Annotated in this window: 16 protein-coding genes; 9 read left to right on the forward strand and 7 right to left on the reverse strand. The window is 62.5% G+C overall.

Annotation, left to right across the window (positions count from 1 at the left end; all coding sequences use genetic code 11):
• Window positions 1-2 precede the first annotated feature (2 nt).
• Both ypfJ and D4A92_RS20065 read right to left on the reverse strand, forming a co-directional pair.
• Window positions 3-929 (reverse strand): KPN_02809 family neutral zinc metallopeptidase, encoded by a 927-nt coding sequence (gene ypfJ, locus D4A92_RS20060; protein ID WP_203016842.1) that lies wholly within the window; start codon window positions 927-929, stop codon window positions 3-5.
• 119 nt (window positions 930-1048) lie between these two features.
• A complete protein-coding gene (locus tag D4A92_RS20065) occupies window positions 1049-1717 on the reverse strand; it encodes a glutathione S-transferase family protein (protein WP_203016844.1) in 669 nt (222 codons plus the stop codon).
• A gap of 179 nt (window positions 1718-1896) precedes the next feature.
• On the opposite strand from D4A92_RS20065, the gene D4A92_RS20070 reads away from it, so the two are divergent.
• On the forward strand, window positions 1897-2922 hold the full coding sequence (locus D4A92_RS20070) for a zinc-dependent alcohol dehydrogenase family protein (protein ID WP_203016846.1): 1026 nt from the start codon (window positions 1897-1899) through the stop codon (window positions 2920-2922).
• 9 nt (window positions 2923-2931) lie between these two features.
• Here D4A92_RS20070 and D4A92_RS20075 read toward each other — a convergent pair whose 3' ends face one another.
• Entirely contained in the window at window positions 2932-4419 is a 1488-nt protein-coding gene (locus tag D4A92_RS20075) for an amidase (RefSeq protein WP_203016848.1), read from the reverse strand.
• A 208-nt stretch (window positions 4420-4627) separates the two neighbouring features.
• On the opposite strand from D4A92_RS20075, the gene D4A92_RS20080 reads away from it, so the two are divergent.
• Window positions 4628-7003, forward strand: coding sequence for a methyl-accepting chemotaxis protein (locus tag D4A92_RS20080; RefSeq protein ID WP_203016850.1), 2376 nt, complete (start codon window positions 4628-4630; stop codon window positions 7001-7003).
• Window positions 7004-7071: 68 nt separating this feature from the next.
• Here the strand turns inward: D4A92_RS20080 and D4A92_RS20085 are convergent, their stop codons facing one another.
• A complete protein-coding gene (locus D4A92_RS20085; protein ID WP_203016853.1) occupies window positions 7072-7788 on the reverse strand; it encodes a DUF1868 domain-containing protein in 717 nt (238 codons plus the stop codon).
• A 256-nt stretch (window positions 7789-8044) separates the two neighbouring features.
• On the opposite strand from D4A92_RS20085, the gene carB reads away from it, so the two are divergent.
• The 3 genes from carB to D4A92_RS20100 all read left to right on the forward strand — a co-directional run bounded on the left by carB (window position 8045) and on the right by D4A92_RS20100 (window position 12219).
• Window positions 8045-11527 carry a carbamoyl-phosphate synthase large subunit gene (gene carB, locus D4A92_RS20090; RefSeq protein WP_203016855.1) on the forward strand — a complete coding sequence of 1161 codons (3483 nt, stop codon included), beginning with the start codon at window positions 8045-8047 and terminating at the stop codon, window positions 11525-11527.
• Window positions 11528-11695: 168 nt separating this feature from the next.
• Complete coding sequence (locus D4A92_RS20095; RefSeq protein ID WP_203016857.1) at window positions 11696-11890, forward strand: DUF2283 domain-containing protein; 195 nt, start codon at window positions 11696-11698, stop codon at window positions 11888-11890.
• A 143-nt stretch (window positions 11891-12033) separates the two neighbouring features.
• The gene (locus D4A92_RS20100) at window positions 12034-12219 is read left to right on the forward strand and encodes a hypothetical protein (RefSeq protein WP_076394708.1); all 186 of its coding nucleotides are present in this window, start codon (window positions 12034-12036) and stop codon (window positions 12217-12219) included.
• Between the two features lie 21 nt (window positions 12220-12240).
• Here D4A92_RS20100 and D4A92_RS20105 read toward each other — a convergent pair whose 3' ends face one another.
• Window positions 12241-13098: a DMT family transporter gene (locus tag D4A92_RS20105; RefSeq protein WP_203016859.1), complete on the reverse strand. Its 858-nt coding sequence runs from the start codon at window positions 13096-13098 to the stop codon at window positions 12241-12243.
• A 113-nt stretch (window positions 13099-13211) separates the two neighbouring features.
• Between D4A92_RS20105 and D4A92_RS20110 the strand changes: the two genes are divergently transcribed.
• Window positions 13212-13670, forward strand: a complete 459-nt coding sequence (locus D4A92_RS20110) for an SRPBCC domain-containing protein (protein ID WP_203016861.1) — start codon at window positions 13212-13214, stop codon at window positions 13668-13670.
• Window positions 13671-13750: 80 nt separating this feature from the next.
• Window positions 13751-15295, forward strand: coding sequence for an MFS transporter (locus D4A92_RS20115; RefSeq protein ID WP_203016863.1), 1545 nt, complete (start codon window positions 13751-13753; stop codon window positions 15293-15295).
• Window positions 15296-15304: 9 nt separating this feature from the next.
• Here D4A92_RS20115 and D4A92_RS20120 read toward each other — a convergent pair whose 3' ends face one another.
• Window positions 15305-16765: a UdgX family uracil-DNA binding protein gene (locus D4A92_RS20120; RefSeq protein WP_203016865.1), complete on the reverse strand. Its 1461-nt coding sequence runs from the start codon at window positions 16763-16765 to the stop codon at window positions 15305-15307.
• Complete coding sequence (locus D4A92_RS20125; protein WP_006725557.1) at window positions 16765-17994, reverse strand: putative DNA modification/repair radical SAM protein; 1230 nt, start codon at window positions 17992-17994, stop codon at window positions 16765-16767. Before D4A92_RS20125 ends, D4A92_RS20120 begins: the two co-directional genes overlap by 1 nt.
• A 267-nt stretch (window positions 17995-18261) precedes the next feature.
• On the opposite strand from D4A92_RS20125, the gene greA reads away from it, so the two are divergent.
• Both greA and D4A92_RS20135 read left to right on the forward strand, forming a co-directional pair.
• On the forward strand, window positions 18262-18738 hold the full coding sequence (gene greA, locus D4A92_RS20130) for a transcription elongation factor GreA (RefSeq protein ID WP_203016868.1): 477 nt from the start codon (window positions 18262-18264) through the stop codon (window positions 18736-18738).
• Between the two features lie 22 nt (window positions 18739-18760).
• Complete coding sequence (locus D4A92_RS20135; protein ID WP_203016870.1) at window positions 18761-19858, forward strand: glycosyltransferase family 4 protein; 1098 nt, start codon at window positions 18761-18763, stop codon at window positions 19856-19858.
• Window position 19859 lies beyond the last annotated feature (1 nt).

Below are 19859 nucleotides of genomic sequence, written 5' to 3' on the forward strand. Positions count from 1 at the left end.
CGTCAGATCGCGCCGGAGAAGGTGTCGCAAGACCCGACATTGCCGCTGTCATAGCCGCGCTTGAACCACTTCATCCGCTGCGCAGACGTGCCGTGATTGAAGGCGTCGGGCACGACATAGCCCTGGCTGCGCTTCTGCAGCGTATCGTCGCCGATCTGCTGCGCGGCATTCAACGCTTCCTCCAGGTCGCCGTCCGACAGGATGCCCTCCTTGTCGGCCGATTTCGCCCAGATCCCGGCATAGCAGTCCGCCTGAAGCTCGACGCGCACAGACATCTGGTTTGCCTCGCGCTGCCCCATCGAGCGCCGCTGGCGGTTGAACTCCGGCAGAACACCGGTGAGGTTCTGCACATGATGCCCGACCTCATGCGCGATCACGTAAGCCTGGGCGAAATCGCCGGCCGCATCGAACTTCTGCTCGAGCTGGTCGAAGAACTCCGTATCGAGATAGACCTTGCTGTCGGCAGGGCAATAGAACGGCCCCGTGGCCGAAGAGGCCTGACCGCAGGGCGATGATGTCGAACCGGCAAACAGAACAAGGGTCGGCTCCCGATAGTTTTCGCCGGAAGCGGCAAAGATTGTGTTCCAAGTGGTCTCGGTCTCGGCCAGAACCGTGCGCACGAAAGCTGTGGTGTCGTCGCTGGACTGTCCTGAAGGACGCTGACCGATCGACTGCTCGTAGCCGGATCCGGCGCCGCCGACATTGCCTTCGCCCAACACCTGCAGCATGTCGATGCCCATGGCCTTCAGCACGAAGTAGATGACGACAAGAAAAATGATGGTGCCGAAGCTCAAGCCGCCGCCGCGCCGCCCGCCCATCGGGATTTGAATGCCCGAGCGACCGAAGGGATTGCGTCCCAGGCCGCCACCGGAGGATTGCCCACGCCGGTCCTCGATATTGTTCGACTGCCGCCGCCCTCGCCATTCCATGGTGCTACCTCTCTCCGCTGTCGCAGCTTAATGAGAAGATAGCCGAACTGTTCCACGACACCAGTGAGCCAACGACATTCTTCTGGCGAAAGGCAAGCGAAGAGCCGACCGAATGTCTATCAGCTCTTGGCGTAACCGTAATCTCCGCCACGCGACAGCGCCCGTTGATAGGCCGGTCGTGCGCGGATGCGTTCGATCCAGCCCTTCAGCACGCTCACATCCTTGCCACCGGAGATCCGGGTCAGACCGGCCTCGACCGGAAAGCTCATGGCGATATCGGCGGCCGAAAACTCCCGGCCGGCGAACCAGCCGTCCTTGCCGACTTCGTTGATCCAGAGGTCGAGATGGTCGGAGAGCTGCGGGTCAAGCAGCTTGCGCGAGACACCCTGGCTGATCATCTTGGCCACCGGCCGAATGAAGAAGGGCACCTGCCCAGGAATGCGCGCAAAGATCAGCTTCATAACCAGAAGTGGCATGGCCGATCCCTCGGCATAATGCATCCAGTAGCGATAGCGCAGCCGCTCCTCGGTGCCGGCTGCGGGGCGCAAGCCCTCCCCGCCATATGTCTCGATAAGATATTCCATGATCGCGCCGCTTTCCGCGACAACGCGCCCGGCATCCTCAATGACCGGCGACTTGCCGAGCGGATGCACCGCCTTCAGCTCCCTCGGCGCCAGGTATTCCTTCGTCCGATGATAGACCTTGACCTGATAGTCGAGCCCGAGCTCCTCGAGCAGCCAGAGAATCCGGTGGGCGCGCGAGTTGTCGAGATAGTGCACAGTGATCATCAAAAACGGCCCTTCGATTGTCGTTGCTTGAACATCTAGCGACGACCCCGACCGCCGTCGAGGCTGAGACCGCAACTTTGTCGACGACCGGACACCAGATCGCCCGCAACGACGACTTGGCAGCCCTCCTCCTGCATGCAAATCTGCAAGGACAGACAGTGCTTTGGGAGGAGTGACGAATGAAGGCGATGCGACTAGAAGCGACGGGCCAGCTTTTCACACGGGAGGTGAAAAAGCCGGAAGCAGGACCGGACGATCTGTTGGTGCGCGTCGAAGCCTGCGGCGTCTGCGGCACCGACCGGCATCTCTACCACGGTGAATTTCCCTGCACGCCACCGGTCACCCTCGGCCACGAATTCAGCGGCATCGTAGAGGCCGTGGGAACCGCCGTCACAGGCTTTGCGATCGGCGACCGGATCACGGGCGACCCCAATATCGCCTGCGGCCGCTGCAGCCACTGCGTCAACGGCCGGGTCAATCTCTGCCGCAACCTCAGAGCCATCGGCATTCATCGCGATGGCGGGTTCGCAGACTATGTGGTCGTTCCCCAGAAACAGGCCTTCCTGCTCCCGGCAGATCTCGACCCGATGTATGGCGCCTTTTGTGAACCGCTTGCCTGCTGCCTGCACGGCATCGATCTCGCCGAAATCAAGGCCGGCTCTTCGGTCGTCGTGCTCGGCGGTGGTGTCATCGGCTTGCTCACGGTGCAGCTCGCCCGCCTGGCGGGTGCCGCGACCGTCATCCTCGTGACCCGTCAGGCCGCCCGCCGCAAGCTTGCCGAGGAACTCGGCGCGACGGCGAGCGTCGATCCTGCCGCAGGTGACGTCGTGACGCAGATCTCCGGCGAGACTGGTCTCCTTCCCGGCGGCGTCGACGTCGTCCTCGAATGCGCAGGCGTTGGTGAAACGGTCATTCAGGCGACGAAGCTCGTCCGTCCAGGAGGCACCGCCGTCATTCTCGGCGTGATGGCGCAGGGCGAAAAGGTAGCGATCGAGCCCTTCGACCTGCTCTTCCGCGAGGTCAAGCTGGTCACCTCCTTCTTGAACCCCTTCACCCACCGTCGCGCAGCAGATCTGATCGCCTCGGGCAAAATCGAGGTCGAGAAGCTGATCTCGCGCAAGGTATCGCTCGACGACGCCCCCGGCGTGGTCAGCAATCAGCCGCAACCGGGCGAGGTGAAGGTGCTCGTCGTGCCCGGCCTGTAAGCGGGGCTGTCAGAGCGGCGGGCGCCTGTCCTTCCAAGGCAGCGCCTGCTCAAGCTGGCCTGCCAGCGAAAACAGCGTGTCCTCCCCGGCAAACCGCCCGACGAACTGCATGCCGATCGGCAAGCCCTCGGGCGACCAGCCTATCGGAACCGACATGGCTGGCTGGCCAGTGACGTTGAATATGGGTGTCCAGGGAATGAACTCGAAGGTCTGGGCCGCAAGCTGCTCGGCAATCCCAAGCTTCTTCAACAGCCTGCCGCCGCCGACATAGCCGAGTAGCGTCAAGAGCTTCTTCTCGATGGCGCTCGGCTGCAAGGCGCCGATCTTGACGGGCAGGGTTGATAGCACTGGCGTCATCAGCACATCGACATCCTCGAAGAAACCGAGGATGGAGCGGGCCGACAGCGTGAGATAGCGATGGGCGGTGATCAAGTCGGAGGCGGTGAAACCCTCGCCCAGGAGCCCCATGCCGAAGGAGGAGGCATCATAGTCACCGGGACGGATCTTTACCCCGAAGGTCTTTGCCGTGAACTCGATATCGGCTCGAAGCTCCCCGGCAAGAGCCGTCAGGAAGGCCATGGAAAAGGCCTCGCGCTCCACAGGAGGCGCCGCCTCGATCACCTCGTGACCGAGATCGGCCAAAAGCTTCACCGTATCATTGAAGGCAGCCACGACTTCCGGCGCCACGGCCTTGCCGAGCATCGGCTGGCGCGACACCGCGATCTTCAGCTTTCCAGGCACCCGCTGGCAGGCATCGAGGAATGTGCCTTCCTGCGGCGGCAGCGGATGAGGCGAACCGCGATCCGCTCCATGCGCTGCGTCAAGGACGGCGGCACTGTCGCGCACCGAGCGCGTCAGCACATGCTCGATGGCGAACCCGGACCAGGCCTCGCCGATAAAGGGTCCGGCCGGTGTTCGCCCGCGGGTCGGCTTCATCCCGAAGACGCCACAGGCAGACGCCGGGATGCGGATGGACCCGCCGCCGTCACCGCCGGAGGCGATCGGTACCATGCCGGACGCGACGGCAGCACCAGATCCGCCGGAAGAGCCGCCGGGGGTCCGCGTGAGATCCCATGGATTGCGTGTCGGACCACTGGCGCCCGGTTCGGTATAGGGCGTCAGCCCGAACTCAGGCGTGTTTGTGCGCCCGGCGATGACGAGGCCGGACATCTCCCATCGGCTCACCAATTCGCTGTTGCCCTGTGCGACCCGCGTTGCCCAGAGGCGATTGCCATTACCCGTCGGCACACCGTCAATCTGCGCCAGCAGATCCTTCACCAAGAACGGAACACCGGAAAACGGGCCGTCCGGCAATCCCTTCGCGACCCGCTGCCGCGCCCGATCGAAGAGCGGTCGGATCACTGCGTTCAGCTTGGGATTGACCGCCTCGATCCGTGTGATCGCCGCCTCCAGCACTTCGCCAGCGGACACCTCTTTGCGCCTGATCAGATCGGCCAGCGCCAATCCGTCGAAATCAGCATACTCCTTGAACACCATCACTCCCCCCACGGCCGACTCGGTCGATTGTCCTCACCTTCCGGTCAATCCACACCTCGATCAAGCGCCATCGGACTTAGCGGCTCACCCGAATATAAACACCTACTTAACCATGGAGGACTAAAGTCTGCCTCAACGGCCGGCACAACACCGGCGCGGCGGACGCTGTCTGCCGCAACGCAGTCATAGGCTAATGAGGGAACGGCCCATGTTATTCAAATCCGCAACCAGCCGGAACATCTTCTCGACGGTGGCACTCGGCGTCGTGACGACCATCGGCGTGGCCGCGACAGTGGTTGGCATCAGCTATGGTGCAATCCGCGGTGCCGGCATCGACAAGATGCAGACGGCAGCCTCTGAAGCCGCCGCCGAGGTCAATCGCACGCTGAGCGTGGCCCATGAAATGGTCGCAGGCCTCGACTACTCGGTCTCGGCACTCAGGCAGCAAGGAATAGCCGACCGCGAACTCGTCATGGCGGTTCTGACGAAGACGCTCGAAGGCTTTCCGGGAGCCATCGGCCTCTCCACAGGCTGGGAACCCAATGCCTTCGATGGCAAGGATTCTGAATTCGTTGGCAAACCCGTCCACGATCAGACCGGCCGCTTCGTGCCCTACATCTATCGTGCCGGCGGCGTGATCAAGACCGACGTGCTGGTCGACTATGACACGCCCGGCGCCGGCGACTATTATCAACTGCCAGTCAAGACCGGGAAGACGGTCCTGCTCGAGCCTTATGTCTATCCGGTGGACGGCAAGGACGTCCTGATGACGACGATCTCGATCCCGGTGATGGAGAATGGCAAGGCACTCGGCTATGTCGGCGCCGATATCGACCTCGACAAGACGGCTGCCGATCTCGCGGCAAAGCGCCCTCTTGGCGACGGTTACATCGCCCTCCTCTCCTCCGCCAACGCCTTTGTCAGCCATCCGGACAAGGCGGCCATGGGCAAGGCGCTGAAGGACAGCGGTCTCGATGCCGCCGCCTGGGAAGGCCTGCTGAAATCACCCGGTACGGTCGGCACCATGATCGACAAGAACGGCGTCGAGCGCATGGCCATTGCTGTCCCGATCGAGCCCTTCCCGGGTGCCGTCTGGAATGTCGTGGTCGCTGTCCCGAGCGCAACCGTGCTCGGCGTCCTGACGGAGACCGTCTGGACCTCTGCCCTCATCATCGCCGGCGCCACCATCATTCTCATCGTCGTCGGCTGGCTTCTCGCCCGCCGCTTCATCGGCCGCATCAACCGGGTCATCGGCCAGACCACCGACATCGCCGCCGGTCGCCTCGATGTCGAACTGACAGACAAGGACCGTTCGGACGAGTTGGGCGACCTCTCCCGCTCGCTCGCCGTCCTACTCGATAGCAACCGCAAGAAGGTCGCGCTCGAGAAGGAGGCGGAAGCCCGTTACGAGCAGGAAGAGATCGAACGCGTCGAACGCTCCAAGGGACACAAGGCCCGCGAAGAAGAAATCCGCTTCGTCGTCGACGAACTGCGCGCTGGCCTCGCCCGCCTGTCGGACGGCGACATGACTGTCCGGCTCGAAAAGCCCTTCTCGCCGGCGCTCGACGAAATCCGCGGCAACTTCAACGATTCGATCGAGAAGCTGCGCGCAGCGATGATCTCGTTCCGCGACAACGCGACCACCATCGAGAACGGCTCGAACGAAATCCGCTCGGCAGCCGACGATCTGGCGCGCCGCACCGAACAGCAGGCGGCCTCGGTCGAACAGACGTCAGCCGCCCTTTCGCAGATCACCCGTTCCGTCAAGGAATCGACCCAGCGCGCCGAAGAAGCCGGCCAGCAGGTCAGCCGCACCAAGGAAAGCGCCGAACGCTCCGGTGAGGTCGTGCGCTCCGCGATCGATGCGATGAGCGCCATCGAACAGTCATCGCAGTCGATCTCCAACATTATCGGCGTGATCGACGAGATCGCCTTCCAGACCAATCTGCTGGCGCTCAATGCTGGGGTCGAGGCCGCCCGCGCGGGCGAAGCCGGCAAGGGTTTTGCTGTCGTCGCCCAGGAAGTCCGAGAACTCGCGCAGCGCTCGGCCAATGCCGCAAAGGAAATCAAGACCCTGATCACCGCATCTGGCGAGCAGGTCAAACACGGGGTTTCGCTCGTCGATGAGACGGGAGAGGCCCTCTCGGCGATCGTCGCCGAAGTGCAGCAGATCAACACCAACGTCCATGCAATCGTCGAAGCGGCCCGCGAGCAGTCGACCGGCCTTCACGAGATCAACTCGGCCGTCAACATCATGGACCAGGGCACCCAGAAAAACGCCGCCATGGTCGAGGAGACGAATGCCGCCTCGCACACCCTTGTGTCGGAAGTCCAGGCCCTCTCGGCACGCCTCGCCCAGTTCAATCTCGGCGCGGCCTCACATGCATCGGCAACGACGCATTCGGCGCGGACCCACAGCGCTCCGGCATCCATCGTCACGCGACCCGCATCCCCTGCCCGTCCGTCGGCCGTAAGCGAAGCTGCCCGCCCGGTCCCCTCCCCGGCCCGCACACTGGCCGGCAAGATCGCCTCGGCCATGGGCGCAAAGCCCGCCCCGAGTGGCGGCGAGTGGGAAGAATTCTGATCGTAGAGACGATTTCTGATGCTTGGGATGGCGGGCTCGGCCCGCCATTTTCGTTTTCGCTTTGCAGCTCACTTCGGCTCGAAGACAAGAAGCTCTTCGAAGTGGTTCATGTCGTCAAAGGCACAGAAGGCCGGGGGTCGAAGCGTGATGACCGGAGCACGCGCACGAATATCCTTGGCCATGTCATCAAGGAACGGCACCCAGGCGGCCATGGTCCGATCGTCGAATCGCTCGATCATGTAGGCGAAGGTGATGTGGAAGACGTAGGTCTCGTGATCCGGATGCCGGTAGCCGAGCAGATCCGCCAGGCGGTTCCGCCAGTCTTTCAGGATTGCCCGGTCGCGCTCCGTCACACCATCGAGCGTGAGGCCATTTGGGGTGGCATGCGTCACCTCCATCGCGAAGGCGTCGCCCGGCTCGAATCGCGCCAGGCGATCAATGAAGAGCCCCGTCATGTCGTCGATCGGAGTCTCCAGCGGCACGTCGGAAGGCCAGTAGGGCAACTCCCGCCGCGTCTCGATGATGCCCTGAAAGAGCGTCATGTGCAGGCTGGAGGCGGCCGTGAAGGCGAGCTTGTCGGCACCGGGCATCTGCGTGAACCGCGAACGCGCGTCGTTGATCGCAGCCGCCGCTTCGGACCCCTCAACGAGATGGCACACGACGGTGTTGCCGCGTTCCGTCAGAAAAGTGCCCGAGGTGTCGTAGCGCCGCCCGAGATGCGGGATCGGGCCGGGGTTGTGGCTGAGGGCGGCAGATTTAAGGTGGTCGGGTAAGTCCGGGGTCATAGAGTATCGTCCCTCTGAGTAGGAAGGACCTGCGGTACGCGCCGAGTGCGAAGCACATATGACATTGCGCGCCCGTCGCGGCAGCATTTCAGCGCTCCCCAACTTTCCTGTCGGACGGTGCAAATATGGGGTTCCTTCCCAGCCAACATTTCCCTATAAGCCGCTTCTAGCCTGAAAAGACCATCTCTCTGCGCCCGGCCGGTGACCTCCCTCACCCAGGCCGGTTTTTCGCGCAGGTCAAAGAACGGATAGAGCCATGCCCAAGCGCCAAGACATCAAGTCCATCCTCATCATCGGCGCGGGGCCGATCGTCATCGGCCAGGCATGTGAATTCGACTATTCCGGCACCCAGGCCGTGAAGGCGCTGAAGGAAGAAGGCTACCGGGTCATCCTGGTCAATTCCAACCCGGCCACCATCATGACAGATCCGGGTCTTGCCGACGCGACCTATGTCGAGCCGATCACGCCGGAAGTCGTCGCCAAGATCATCGCCAAGGAACGCCCGGACGCGTTGCTCCCGACCATGGGTGGCCAGACGGCGCTGAATACGGCGCTTTCGTTGAAGCGCATGGGCGTGCTTGACCGCTACAATGTCGAGATGATCGGTGCGAAACCCGCTGCCATCGACAAGGCAGAAGACCGTGCCCTCTTCCGCGAAGCCATGACCAAGATCGGCCTCGAAACGCCGAAGTCGATGCTGGCCAACGCGACCGAGATCAAGGATGCCGACCGCAAGACCCATGAGGCTGCCCGCGCTGAACTGAAGGCAAAACTGTCAGGCGCCGAACTCGACAAGGCGCTCGATGAGCTGGAAAACCAGTGGAATCTCGGCGAGACCGACCGCAAGCAGCGCTACATGAGCCATGCAATGGCGATTGCCGCACAGGCGCTCGACGTCGTCGGCCTACCCGCCATCATCCGCCCCTCCTTCACCATGGGCGGCACCGGCGGCGGCATCGCCTATAACCGCTCAGAATTCTACGAGATCATCAATTCCGGCCTCGATGCCTCTCCGACCACCGAAGTCCTGATCGAAGAATCGGTGCTCGGCTGGAAGGAGTATGAAATGGAGGTCGTCCGCGACAAGGCGGACAACTGCATCATCGTCTGCTCAATCGAGAACATCGATCCGATGGGTGTCCACACCGGTGACTCAATCACCGTTGCGCCGGCGCTGACGCTGACGGACAAGGAATACCAGATCATGCGCAACGCCTCGATCGCGGTTCTCCGCGAGATCGGCGTTGAGACGGGCGGCTCGAACGTCCAGTTCGCCGTCAACCCGGCCGATGGCCGCCTTGTCGTCATCGAAATGAACCCGCGCGTCTCGCGCTCGTCGGCCCTCGCCTCGAAGGCAACCGGCTTCCCGATTGCCAAGATCGCTGCCAAGCTCGCCGTGGGCTACACGCTCGACGAACTCGAAAACGACATCACCGGTGGGGCAACGCCCGCCTCCTTCGAGCCGTCGATCGACTACGTCGTCACCAAGATCCCGCGTTTTGCCTTCGAAAAGTTCCCCGGCGCCGAACCGACGCTGACCACCGCGATGAAGTCGGTCGGCGAAGTCATGGCCATCGGCCGTACCTTTGCCGAATCGCTGCAGAAGGCTCTGCGTGGTCTCGAAACCGGCCTCACCGGCCTCGACGAGATCGAGATCCCCGGCCTCGGCCAGGGTGACGACAAGAATGCCATTCGTGCCGCCATCGGCACCCCGACCCCCGATCGCCTGCGCATGGTTGCCCAGGCGCTTCGCCTCGGCATGTCGCCGGAAGAAGTCCACGAGGGCTGCAAGATCGATCCGTGGTTCATCGCCCAGTTCAAGGCGATCACCGACATGGAAGCCCGTGTTCGTGAACACGGCTTGCCGCAGGATGCTGAAAACCTGCGCATGCTCAAAGCCATGGGCTTCTCCGATGCCCGCCTCGCTTCGCTCTCCGGCAAGCGCCCGAAGGAAGTCGCTGAACTCCGCAACGGTCTCGGCGTCCGCCCGGTCTTCAAGCGCATCGACACCTGCGCTGCCGAATTCGCCTCGCCGACGGCCTACATGTACTCGACCTATGAGACGCCTTTCGTCGGCGCGCTCCGCTCGGAAGCTCAGGTCTCCGACCGCAAGAAGGTGGTCATCCTCGGTGGTGGTCCGAACCGCATCGGCCAGGGCATCGAGTTCGACTATTGCTGCTGCCATGCCGCCTTCGCGCTGAAGGATGCCGGCTTCGAAGCCATCATGGTCAACTGCAACCCCGAAACCGTGTCGACCGACTACGACACCTCCGACCGCCTCTATTTCGAGCCGTTGACGGCCGAAGACGTGATTGAGATCCTGCGCGCTGAGCAGGAAAAGGGTGAAGTCGTCGGTGTCATCGTGCAGTTCGGTGGTCAGACACCGCTGAAGCTCGCTGAAGCACTCGAAAAGAACGGCATCCCGATCCTCGGCACCGCGCCCGACATGATCGACCTTGCCGAAGACCGCGACCGCTTCCAGAAGCTCCTGATGAAGCTCGACCTGACGCAGCCGAACAATGGCATCGCCTATTCCGTCGAGCAGGCCCGCCTGGTCGCCAGCGAGATCGGCTTCCCGCTGGTCGTACGTCCCTCCTATGTTCTGGGTGGCCGCGCCATGCAGATCATCCATTCGGAATCGATGCTGCAGTCCTATCTGCTCGACACGGTTCCGGGCCTGGTCCCCGAGGATATCAAGCAGCGCTACCCGAACGACAAGACCGGCCAGATCAACACGCTGCTTGGCAAGAACCCGCTGCTTTTCGATAGCTACCTGACCAACGCCATTGAAGTGGATGTCGACGCGCTCTGCGACGGCGAGACAGTCTTCGTCTCCGGCATCATGGAGCATATCGAGGAGGCCGGTATCCATTCGGGCGATAGCGCCTGCTCGCTCCCCTCGCGTTCGCTCTCCAAGGCGATGCTCGACGAGTTGGAACGCCAGACGGCCGCCATGGCGAAGGCGCTCAATGTCGGCGGCCTGATGAACGTCCAGTACGCCATCAAGGACGATGTGATCTACGTTCTCGAAGTCAACCCGCGCGCCTCGCGCACGGTGCCCTTTGTGGCCAAGACCATCGGCGCACCGATTGCCAAGATCGCCGCCCGCATCATGACCGGCGAAAAGCTCGACGACGCGATTGCCGCCTATGGCGCAAAGCCGGATCCGCGCAACCTGAAGCACATCGCCGTCAAGGAAGCCGTCTTCCCGTTTGCTCGCTTCCCCGGCGTCGACACGCTGCTCGGTCCGGAAATGCGCTCGACCGGCGAAGTCATCGGCCTCGACACCGACTTTGCCCTGGCCTTCGCCAAGAGCCAGCTCGGCGCATCCGTCGAACTGCCGCGTGACGGAACGGTCTTCGTCTCGGTCCGTGACGAGGACAAGGTCCGCGTCCTGCCGGCAATCCTCATCCTGTCGGAAATCGGCTTCAAGGTCATGGCAACGGGTGGCACCCAGCGATTCCTCGCCGAAAACGGCATCGAGGCGATCAAGATCAACAAGGTGCTCGAGGGACGTCCGCATATCGAGGACGCGATCCGCAACCGTCAGGTCCAGCTGGTCATCAACACGACCGACGGCAACAAGGCGATCTCGGACTCCAAGTCGCTCCGCCGCGCCGCGCTGATGCAGAAGGTGCCCTACTACACGACGATGGCAGGAGCCCTCGCCGCCGCCGAAGCCATCCGGGCACTCAAGGGCGGCCAGCTCGAAGTCCGCCCGCTGCAGAGCTACTTCTGAGTTGGCAACGGTTTGGCCACTCTACGCGTGGCTCCGGCAAGCACTAACAAGACATTTTCGCCGCGTCCTCGGATGCGGCGATTTTTGTTTGTGGGCAAGGTGTATTGAGGCAACGGCTGAAGTGGCTATCCTGGAGCCGTTCTTCGATCGGAACGCACGGATGCCGCAATGAAGCCAAAGGTCGAATACGATGCTGCAGCCAACGCTGCCTATATCCGTTTCTCCACCGAGGCGGTGCAGGAAACCGAAGAGGTCTCTGAAGGCGTAATGTTCGACTATGATCGCGATGGCCGAATCGTCGGCCTGGAAGTCCTGAACGCGCGTGCCAACCTGCCGGCGGCAGCACTTGAAGATACCGCCTAGGCCGCACTCCGTTTCGCGCGACCACTAGCCCATTAAAGCCAAACACCGGCGCCGATTGACAGTCCCAGGTGGAAATCTGTTCCCCCTGCCTATGTTATGAGGATCGATCCTCACCGACCGGCAGACGAGACAGGTCAACCGTCATGTTTCTCGATCTCAAGAATTATACGCCGCCGCCAGAGCCACCACCGAGCCGGGGGCCGGAGCCTCTGACGCCGCGCCAGCAGAAGGCGCTGGCCTGGATCGTCGGCTTGAACATCATCCTGCTGTTCATCGCACCCATCGGCGGCGCAACGGTCATTTCGGGATTGCTGGAATTCTTCAACTGACCAAGTCGAAACTCGGTGCCTTCAGGCCTGCCGCTTCTGCTTGGCGAGGATGGCAAAGGCGATGCCGCCAATGACGAAAGCGGCCGCCACGACAAAATGCAGGGTCAGCCGCTCATTGAGGAAGAGGATAGCCCCGAGCGCCGCAATCACCGGGACGGAAAGCTGAATGAGCGCCGCCTGGAACGTGGTGAGCCCGCGCAGCGCCCTGTACCAGACGGAGTAGCCAAGCCCGGAGGCAACGATGCCAGAGCCGAGGGCCAGGAGCACGCCCGCAAGCGTCGCCGTCTCGTAAAGCAGCGCGAAAATCACAAGCGGCAGGCAGAAGAAGGAGGCCCGGACGAAATTGCCCGCCGTCTCGCCGATCGGATCTCGCGAGCCTCGACCGCGCAGCGTATAGACGGCCCAGGCGATGCCCGAGGCGATCATCAGCAAACTGCCGCCGAGATCCGGTCGCCCCACACCGGGCAGGATCAGATAGACGAAGGCCGCAAACGCGATCGCAAAGCCAATCATTTCCCGCAGGCTCGGCCGATCACCCTTGAAAAGTCCGAAGGCCAGCATGCTTGCCTGGACGGAGGAAAAGAGGATCAGCGCGCCGGTCGCAGCGCCAAGCGAAAGATAAGCTGCGGAGAATGCGATGGCATAGACGAAAAGAGCCGCAGCCGCCCACCAGTCCCCCGGCAGGCTTCTCTCGAGCGATGCAGACTGAAGCTGCCCGCGCCGCATCAGGCTGTAAAGGACCAGCGCCCCGGAGACGATACGGACGGCGGTGTAGCCCGCAGCCTCGATCGACACGGTGCCGAGCGCTTCTCGCGCCAAGAGCGAATTGGCGGCGAAGGCCAGCATGGCGATGGCGGTCAGTACGAATGTCGAATGCAACTGAATTACCCCTCCCAAACCCTGCCGTGTCGCGAGACTATCCGGCCGGGTCTGCCACGTGTTAAACGCGAAGCCTCCCACCTTGGCAAGCTGTGATCGTTTGGAGGTTTTTGATGGAAAAGCTGCACATTGTCACCGAACGGATCTTCGACGTTCAGGCCGAAACCCTCTTCGCCGCCTTTGCCGATCCGGCGACCCTTGCCCGCTGGTGGGGACCGCACGGCTTCACCAACGAGATCACCCATTTCGACTTTTCGCCCGGCGGTGACTGGCGCGTCACCATGACCAATTCCGACGGCACCGATTTTGCCAATCGCTGGACTTTTCAGGCGATCGAGCCGCCGTCCCGGATCCTGGCGCTCCACCATGAGCCGATGCATGTCTTCACGCTCGAGGTGACCTTCGCCACCGAAGCCAAGGGAACACGCATGACCTGGCGTATGCAGTTTGACGACACGCCTGATAACCGCGAGATCGAGCGCTTCATTGCTGTTGCCAACGAGCAGAATTTCGATCGGCTCGGGGCTGAGCTCGGCGCCCAGAGCCACCCATCGATTGATCAGTTGGCCTGACAGATCCCATCAAAATTTGACATTTGTCGAAAGACATCGGCTGCGGCACTCTTCTTTGGTTTGAAGTGAGAGATTGCCCGATGTCCGTCACTGTTGCCGATGGCGCCGCAAAGGCGACGCGCCGCGAGTGGATCGGCTTGCTGATCCTGTCCATTGCCTGCCTTATCTATTCGATGGACCTCTCGGTCCTCTTCCTCGCCATGCCGGCGATCGTCGCTGATCTGGATCCGTCGGCCACCCAACTGCTGTGGATCAACGACATCTATGGCTTCATGGTGGCCGGCTTCTTGGTGACCATGGGCACGCTCGGCGACCGCATCGGCCGTCGCAAGGTGCTGCTGATCGGCGCCTTCTTCTTTGGCGCCGCTTCCGTCTTCGCCGCTTTTGCCAACACTGCCTCGATGCTAATCGTCGCCCGCGCTTTGCTCGGCATTGCCGGTGCCACGATCGCGCCCTCGACGCTTTCGCTGGTGGTCAACCTCTTCCGCGACGAGCACGAGCGTAACCGCGCAATCAGCGTCTGGGGCACCGCCTTTGCGCTCGGCGGCCTGATCGGCCCGCTGATCGGAGGCCTGCTGCTGCAATATTTCCACTGGGGCTCTGTCTTCTTGATCAATGTTCCGATCATGGCAGCACTTCTCGCCAGCGCTCCTTTCCTGCTGCCCGAATACAAGGATGAAAATGCCGGGCGCCTCGATCTCTTCAGTGTCCTGCTCTCGCTCCTGACCGTGCTTCCGGTCGTCTATGGCTTCAAGAAGATGGCAGCCGAAGGCTTTGAACCGATCCAGCTCGTTCCCGTGCTCTTCGGCCTTGCCGTCGGCGCGATTTTCGTCAGGCGTCAGAAGGTGCTGGAGCATCCGATGATCGATCTTGCCTTGTTCAGGATCCCGGCGTTCACAGCCTCGCTGATGGTCAATCTCGCCGGCGTCTTCTTCATCTTCGGCATCTTCCTGTTCCAGAACCTCTTCCTGCAGCTGGTCATCGGCCTGACGCCGCTGAAGGCAGCCCTCTGGTCGATCCCTTCCTCGCTGGTCTTCACCGTCATGTCCTTCCAGGCATGGCGCGTAACCAACCGCCTCGGCCCCGTTCGAACGGTGCTGCTGGGACTGGTCGTCAATGCGCTTGGCACCGGCCTGATGGCGATCGCCGCCTGGCATTCGAGCCTTGTCGGTGTCCTCGGTGCAAGCATGATCATGGGCCTCGGCTTCGTCCCGGTGATCCTGACGACAACAGGCCTGATCGTCGGCACGGCACCGCCGGAGCGCGCAGGATCTGCTTCCGCCATCTCCGAAACCAGCGCCGAATTCGGCGGCGCGCTCGGCGTTGCCGTCCTCGGCAGCCTTGGCACGCTCTTCTACCGTTTCGGGATGCAGGACGCCGACCTGACCGGCCTTTCCGGTAGCGACCAGACCTCCGTCACCTCGGCACTCGGCACCGCTCTGGAGGTCGCCTGCAACACCGGCAACGACGCCGCGCCGTGGATCGATCTGGCAAAGGCGAGCTATGCGGGCGGCTTTGCCCTCTGCTGCGCACTGGCGACCCTGACCCTGCTGCTTCTCGCCGCCATCGCTGCGCGGGTTTATGCGCGCACCGAGCTGGACGAAAGCCGCATCGGCGGCCACTAACGACGGAAATCAGGACGCAGCCAGTGTCTCATGCAGCCGCTTGACGTCTGCAAGGTCCGATCGGAAGGCCGCAAGGCTTCGTGCCTTCAGATCCGGATCCGGCATCCTGAGGATCGCCGACGGATGCGTCGTCACGAGCAGCATGCGGTTGTCCTGCATCGGGATCGGCATGCCTCGCACCTCGGCGATCGGCCGGCTTTCGCCCGTCAGGGACAGATAGGCGGTCGCCCCCAGCGCAACGACGATGCGCGGCCGGATGATCTCGATCTCCTTGGCCACCCACCAGCGGCAATGCGCGACTTCTCCGGCATCGGGCCGCATATGGATACGTCGCTTGCCGCGCCGCTCGTATTTGAAATGTTTAACTGCATTTGTGACGTAAACCTGCGACCGGTTGATCCCTGCCGCCGCCACGGCCTCATCGAAGACCTGGCCGGCCGGGCCGATGAATGGCTTGCCCGCCAGATCCTCGGTGTCGCCCGGCTGCTCGCCGACGAACATGATCTCCGAATCCTTCGGCCCCTCGCCGAACACCGTCTGTGTCGCATGGCAATGCAGAGGGCAACGCGTGCAACCGGCTGCCTCCTGGCGCACCCGTTCGAGCGGCGGCAGATCAACCGATGCCCCCTCGTCTTCTCGTCCCCGCCACTGCGCCTGCAGTCGCTCGTGAAAGGCCGGCGGCTGGCTTGCCTCGCGCGCTGCCATTTCCTGAACCCGCCGCTCGGCTCCCGCAATCAAGTCCGGAATGAGCGAGGCCTCCGGCATGTTCTTCCAGTATTTCTTCGGCATTTCCGACTGCATGGCCCTGATCTTCACCCGCGCCGGATTGAAGATATTGGCGAAATAGGTCCGCCACAGCTCGTCGGTCTCGTCTTCCGCTTCAGGTCGGGCGGCTGGCTCGCGCGAGGTCTTCAACTCCTGCCCGTTCCAGGCGGCAGAGCCCTTTGGCGTCGCGATCAGCCAGTCCATATCGGTGAAGCGCCGCTGGAAGAAGCCGGCGGTGCGCGCGACGATGAAATGCTCCGGCTCGAACCAGGCCACGAAGCGCCGCCGTTTCGCCTGGACAGCTTCCACCTCGCGGAACCGCACGAATGCCTTCATCTTGTGGCTGTCGCGCCGGACATTCTTGATCAGGCGAACGAGGTCGGCGACATCGGGATCCGATCGCACCTGCAGCAGCGCCCTTTCCGCCTGCAGCCGCCAAAGGATGCGATAGAGAAGTGGAAATCGATCCGGATCCGAATGGCAGATCGCCGCCTCCGCCGCCTCGATGAAGCCCTTCGGCACGACGGTCCCGGAGGGTGCCTCGACAGGAGTTTTCTCTGGAAGCAACGCGCCGAACAGATCGCCCCCCTCGCCCGAAAGCTGCCAGCGAACCTGATCGGGTGTCACCCGACCAGCCAGGAGCGAACGTGCAGCATCGCGCCACTCGTCGAACGCTCCTCGCCCTTCGAGCGTCACGGTTCGCATCAGAAGAGCGACAGCTGCTCGGCCGGCGGCGCAAACACCGCCCGCAGATCGGTCCGATCAAGGCTGCGATTGGGCGACCATCCCTCGGCGACGATGAAGGACCGTACCTTCTTCAGCGACACACCGAGACGCGTCAGGTCCTCAAGCCGCACGCGCCGGTGACGGCGGGCCGAGAGCAAGCCGTTCACAGTCTTCGTCCCGAAGCCCGGTACGCGCAGCAGCGTCTCCCGATCCGCCTTGTTGACATCAACCGGAAACCGATCGCGGTTCGCCAGCGCCCAGGCAAGCTTCGGATCCAGCTCCAGATCAAGCATGCCGCCCTGCCCGATCGACGAAATCTCCTCGACCGAGAAACCATAGAAGCGGTAAAGCCAGTCCGCCTGATAGAGTCGATGCTCGCGCATCAGGGGCGGCTTGATCAGCGGCAGGTTTTTCGAGCTGTCGGGGATCGGACTGAAGGCGGAATAGTAGACACGCTTCAACCCATAACTGCTGTAAAGCCGTGCGCTCGAGCCGAGGATCGTCGCGTCATTGGCGCCGTCGGCACCGACGATCATCTGGGTGCTTTGCCCGCCGGGCACGAACCTCTTGCGCCGTCCGGTGTGCGTCGGTTCGCGCGCCTCGTCGATCTTCAGCCTCAGATCCGCCATCGAGCGGCGGATGTTGACCGGACGCTTTTCGGGCGCATAGCGCTCCAGCCCGTGATCGGTCGGCAGCTCGATATTGATCGACAGGCGATCGGCATAAAGCCCCGCCTCCTCGACCAGATGCGCGGATGCCTCAGGGATGGTCTTCAGATGGATGTAGCCGCGAAAATCGTGCTTGGTGCGCAGGTCCCTGGCGATCTTCACCATCTCGGCCATGGTATCATCCGAGGATTTGATGATCCCGGAGGAGAGAAACAGCCCCTCGATGTAATTGCGACGGTAGAATTCGATCGTCAGCCAGACGACCTCGTCCGGCGTGAACCGCGCCCGCTCGACATTGCTCGAGGAACGATTGATGCAATAGGCACAGTCGTAGATGCAGAAATTGGTGAGCAGGATCTTCAGGAGCGAGATACAGCGTCCATCCGGCGCATAGGCATGGCAGATGCCCGAGCCCTCCGTGGAGCCGAGCCCGCCCGATGCCGACGAGTCGCGCTTCGTCGTCCCGCTCGATGCGCAGGAGGCATCATATTTGGCAGCGTCGGACAGGATGGCGAGACGTTCTTTGAGCGACTTCTTCATAAGAATGTTCTCTATATGTTCTCATGACAATGGTCAAGAATACCACCTGCGACATTGCGTCCGCCTATCGTTCTTCACTCTGATTTTACTACGCTTTTTCAGTCTCGGACAGGCTTTCGGAGCCGCTCGACGAAAACTCTGGAAATTGCGCGAAGCATTCTGCTATAGTCCCTATCAATGTGATTTGTGACTGGTTCCGCAGCTTTGCTTCGGAACCTGTTTTCTTTTGTGCCCGCGCTCGCGGCCATGAAGACGAAGGAAGAGGAAATGGTAGACAAGGTACCGATGACGCAGAACGGTTTCGAGAAGCTCAGCGAAGAGCTGCGCTGGCGTCAGCAGGAAGAGCGTCCGCGCATCATCGAGGCAATTGCCGAGGCGCGCGCTCATGGCGACCTTTCCGAAAATGCGGAATATCACGCAGCCAAGGAAGCGCAGAGCCACAACGAGGGTCGTGTTGGCGAACTCGAGGATCTGATCGCGCGCGCCGAGGTCATCGATCTCTCGAAAATGTCCGGTTCGAAGATCAAGTTCGGCGCCACCGTCAAGCTGGTCGATGAAGACACCGAGGAAGAGAAGACCTACCAGATCGTCGGCGACCAGGAAGCCGACGTGAAAGCCGGACGTATCTCGATCTCCTCGCCGATCGCACGCGCTCTGATCGGCAAGGAAGTCGGCGACAACATCGAAGTTGTCGCCCCAGGCGGCTCGAAGGCCTACGAGATCCTCGCGGTCAAGTGGGGCTGATCCAGTCCGGAAGGGCCCCTCTGTGGCGCATTCTCTCGACGACATCACGGTGATTGCGCCGCATTTCAAGCGGCGCCTCTCCGGTGTGACCTCGACCGTCATCCAGCTCGTGCCGGAACAGAAGCGCCAGGGTCTCGGCATCCTGACGCTCGGCCCAGGCCTTCCCGGTCATCTGCCCAGCATGCGCTGGGCCGAGCTGCCCGGCCTCTGGAAGAGGCCGAAAGCCGCCCCTGCACGCGTCTGGCATGCCCGCCGCAACAACGAAATGCTGGCGGGCCTGATCCTGCGCGATCTCTTCCGCATGCCGCTGAAACTGCTTTTCACGTCTGCGGCCCAAAGACATCACAGCCGCTACACCCGCTGGCTCATCTCGAAGATGGACGGCGTGGTAGCGACGAATGGGAAGTCCGGCTCCTTTCTCAAGGTCCCGCATCGTGTCATCCGCCACGGCGTGGACTTGCAGCTTTTTCATCCCTCCGACGAGATCGACACGAGCCTCCCGGAAGATTTGAAGGGTCGGCATTTCGTCGGCTGCTTCGGCCGGGTCCGCCATCAAAAGGGCACGGATCTCTTCGTCCGGGCGATGATCGAACTCCTCCCGGATAATCCCGAATGGACAGCTGTGATCTCCGGCCGGGTCACCGCCGAGCATACGGCCTTTGCAGACAAGCTGAAGGCCGACATCGCCGCCGCCGGGCTCACCGATCGCATCCGCTTCCTTGGCGAAGTCGATGACATCAAGCCCTGGTATCGCCGCCTGACGCTTTATGTCGCCCCCTCGCGCAATGAGGGCTTCGGCCTCACGCCGCTCGAGGCCATGGCCTCCGGCACCGCCGTGGTCGCAAGCGACGCCGGCGCCTATGCAGAGATGATCGTCGAGGGCGAAACGGGTTCGGTCGTGCCGGCCGACGACTATGAACGCCTGCGCGACGCGATCTCGACCTTTCTCGAGCCGCAAAAGGCCATGCAGGCCGGTCGGCGCGGACGCGCGCATGTCGAGGCGGCGTTCGGACTGGAACGGGAAGCGGACCAGTTGGCCGAAGTCTATGCGGGTCTGCTCGGCACTGCCCTGCCCAATGCGAGCGCAAGCTCCAAGCCTGCAACGTCCGGAACCGTTTGAC

The organism is Rhizobium rosettiformans, from assembly GCF_016806065.1.
Lineage (GTDB): Bacteria > Pseudomonadota > Alphaproteobacteria > Rhizobiales > Rhizobiaceae > Allorhizobium.